The sequence below is a fragment of the Sphingomonas sp. genome, assembly GCF_031372575.1.
Lineage (GTDB): Bacteria > Pseudomonadota > Alphaproteobacteria > Sphingomonadales > Sphingomonadaceae > Sphingomicrobium.
This window is the reverse complement of record NZ_JANMLM010000086.1, coordinates 1-3311: the sequence shown is the minus strand read 5'-3', so window position 1 is coordinate 3311 and position 3311 is coordinate 1. Positions and strand designations below refer to the sequence as shown.

3 protein-coding genes and 1 pseudogene are annotated in these 3311 nt (G+C 63.5%); all 4 read left to right on the top strand.

The features are described 5' to 3' along the window. A pseudogene (gene mraY, locus RMN73_RS08675) lies at positions 1 to 356 on the top strand (phospho-N-acetylmuramoyl-pentapeptide-transferase); the annotation flags it as partial. Beyond that, positions 353 to 1702, top strand: a complete 1350-nt coding sequence (gene murD / locus RMN73_RS08670; RefSeq protein ID WP_309602923.1) for a UDP-N-acetylmuramoyl-L-alanine--D-glutamate ligase — start codon at positions 353 to 355, stop codon at positions 1700 to 1702. The pseudogene mraY and the gene murD, both read left to right, overlap by 4 nt. Further along, positions 1699 to 2943 carry a putative peptidoglycan glycosyltransferase FtsW gene (locus RMN73_RS08665; RefSeq protein ID WP_309602922.1) on the top strand — a complete coding sequence of 415 codons (1245 nt, stop codon included), beginning with the start codon at positions 1699 to 1701 and terminating at the stop codon, positions 2941 to 2943. Before murD ends, RMN73_RS08665 begins: the two co-directional genes overlap by 4 nt. A 52-nt stretch (positions 2944 to 2995) precedes the next feature. Then, positions 2996 to 3311 (top strand): glycosyltransferase (locus RMN73_RS08660; RefSeq protein ID WP_309602924.1); only part of this gene is annotated, 316 nt, incomplete at its 3' end.

Genomic DNA, 3311 nt, shown 5'->3' with positions numbered 1-3311 from the left:
TGCTGGCGATCGTCGGCGCCGGGCTGGCCTTCCTGTGGTTCAACGCGCCCCCGGCGGCGGTGTTCATGGGCGATACCGGAAGCCTCGCCTTGGGCGGGGCATTGGGCGCGGTGGCGGTGGCGACGCACCATGAATTTGTGCTGGTGATCATCGGCGGCCTGTTCGTGCTCGAGGCGGTCAGCGTCGTGGTCCAGGTGTTCTGGTTCAAACGTTTCGGCAAGCGCGTCTTCAAAATGGCGCCGATCCATCATCATTTCGAACATATCGGGTGGAGCGAGCCGACCGTCGTTATCCGCTTCTGGATCATCAGCTTCATCCTCGCGCTGGCCGGGCTGGCGACGCTCAAGCTGCGGTGATCACCGCCCGGGCTTTCACGGGGAAGCATTATGCAGTGCTCGGGCTTGCGCGGAGCGGGCTGGCGACTGTGGCGGCGCTGGTGGCGGGTGGGGCGAGGGTTACGGCGTGGGACAGCAATCCCGAAGCGGTCGAAAAACTCCGTTCGTCCCGAGCGCAGTCGAGGGACGTTGGGGCAAAAGAACTTGTCTCGACTTCGCTCGACACGAACGGACTAAATTTTGCTGATCTGGACAAGGCCGACCTCACCCAGTTCGACTCGATCGTCGTCACCCCCGGCCTCCCCCTCAACCGCCACCCGATCGCGCAGCGCGCCCGCGATGCCGGGGTGGAAATCATCGGCGACATCGAATTGTTCGCCCGCGCCCGGACCGAGCTGCCGCCGCACAAGGTAGTCGGGATTACCGGGACCAACGGCAAGTCGACCACCACCGCATTGGTCCACCACATCCTCCAGACCGCGGGGGTGCCGAGTCTGATGGGGGGGAATATCGGGCTGCCGATCCTGAGCCAGGATCCGTTGCCTGAAGGCGGAGTCTATGTGCTCGAACTGTCGAGCTACCAGATCGACCTGACCAAGACCCTCGATTGCGACGTCGCGGTGCTGCTCAACATCACCCCCGATCATCTCGATCGGTATGAGAATTTCGAGGCCTATGCGGCGAGCAAGGCTAGGCTGTTCGAGATGCAATCAACGAACAGCGACGCAATTGTCGGGGTCACTGGCGCCGCCACTAGGAAGATAGCAGATGATTGTTCTGCACGGGGACAAGATGTTGTCCAGATCGGAACCGATCCGATCAGCACCGAATATGTTTGGCCGGCCCTGCAAGGACCGCACAACGCCCAGAATGCCGCTGCCGCCGTTGAGGTGTGTGTACAGCTGGGTTTGCGCGGCGAGGCGATCCTTTCCGGCCTCCGCACCTTCCCCGGCCTTCCTCACCGCATGGAGCGCATTCGCGATCGCGACGGCGTCCTGTTCGTCAACGACAGCAAGGCGACTAATGCCGAGGCCGCGGCACCCGCGCTCGCTGCTTATCCGCGCGTGCGGTGGATCGTTGGGGGGAAGGCGAAGTCCGATACGATCGGGCAGACTGGCGATCATCTCGATCATGTCGTTACCGCCTACACAATCGGCGAGGCGGGGCCGATGTTTGCTCGGTTGCTGCGCGATGCCGGGGTGACCGTCATCGAGTGCGAAACGCTTGAAAATGCGGTGAAACGCGCCGCGGAGGATTCCCAAGCGGGGGAGACGGTCCTACTCTCCCCGGCCTCGGCCTCGTTCGATCAATATCGCGATTTCGAGGCGCGCGGGGATCATTTCCGCGATTTGGTGGGGGCGTTATGACGGCGGATATCACGAGCCGGATCAAGGCCAAGGCGGCATTGGTCGACCCGAGCCGTTACGGCCGGTCGGACCGGTCGACCGCGAGCCGCTGGTTCTGGGAGATCGACCGCGTATTGCTGCTGCTGGTCGCGATTTTGGTTGGGATCGGGCTGATCGCGGTCGCCGCCGCCTCGCCCGCAGCCGCCGACCGTTATTCGGGCGGCAGCGTGCGGATCAACGATCTGTTCTTCTTCTACCGCCAGTTGATGTGGATCGCGGTGTCGATGCCGGTGATGGTCGTGATTTCGATGATGAACCGCGAGCGCGCCAAGCGTTTCTCGATCGGCGGGGCGGTGATTTGTTTGGCGCTGCTGGTCGCGGTGCCGTTCATCGGGGTCGAGAAGAATGGCGCGGTGCGCTGGATCGAGCTTGGCGTCGGCCAATTGCAGCCGTCTGAATTCTTGAAGCCGTTCTTCGTCGTGGCGATGGCGTGGATCCTGTCGTTGAAGGAGAAGGACAAGGGCCTGCCGGTATTTTGGGTATCGGGGGTGCTGACCGCGATCGTCGCGGCGTTGCTGATGAAGCAACCCGATTTCGGATCGACCATCATCTACGGCACGGTGTGGATCGCGATGCTCGCGCTGGCGGGGATCCGGATGAAGTTGCTGCTGGCCCTCGGCGCGGCGGCACTGGTCGGGGTGGTGATTGCTTATTTTACCTATGACGTCGCGACGATCCGCATCGACGGCTTCCTGTTCGGCGAAGGCGATAATTTCCAAGTCGAGAATGCGATGAAGACGCTGACGGCTGGCGGGCTGTTCGGGATGGGGCCGGGCGGGGGCACGCGCAAGTTCGGCCTGCCCGAGCCGCATACCGATTACATCTTCTCGGTCATCGGCGAGGAATTCGGGCTGATCGCCTGCCTTGCGATTGCCTTGCTCTATCTGGCGATTGTGGCGCGGGTGCTGATCAAATTGCTCGACGAGGAGTCGAGTTTCGCGATTCTCGCGGCGGCGGGGCTGGTGATCGAGTTCGGGCTGCAGGCGATGATCAACATGGCGGTCAACGTCCAGATCGCGCCGTCGAAGGGGATGACATTGCCGTTCATCAGCTATGGCGGAAGTTCGATGCTGGCGCTGAGCATCGGCATGGGATTGCTGCTCGCCTTCACCCGGCGAAACCCCTATCTGACGCGCTCGCCCTATGTCGTGAAATGTAGCGGCGAGCCGGGTAGTCCGGCCCCCGAGAACAAGCCGAAGTGAACCAGCGGACGTGACCAACATCATCCTCAGCGCCGGCGGGACCGGCGGGCATATGGTTCCGGCGCATGCGCTGGCGGCGGAACTGACGGCGCGCGGGATCGGGGTGGCGCTGATCACCGACGAGCGCGGGGCGAAGATTCCCGGCCTGTTCGACGGGGTGCCGATCCATGTGCTTCCGGCGGGGCGGCTGACCGGGGTGTTCGGCCTGATCCGGACGGCGCGGTCGATCCTGGCAGGGCGGCGGCAGGCGAAGAAGCTCTACAAGGAATTCACCCCCGATGCGGTGGTCGGGTTCGGCGGATACCCGGCTGCGAAGCAGCAGGATCCCGTGACCCCGTGGATCGGCGGGCCCGTCGATCCGGGTACGG

Coding starts and splice junctions, on each gene's coding strand:
- RMN73_RS08665 (WP_309602922.1), top strand. CDS start 1,699: ATGACGGCGGATATCACGAGCCGGATCAAGGCCAAGGCGGCATTGGTC.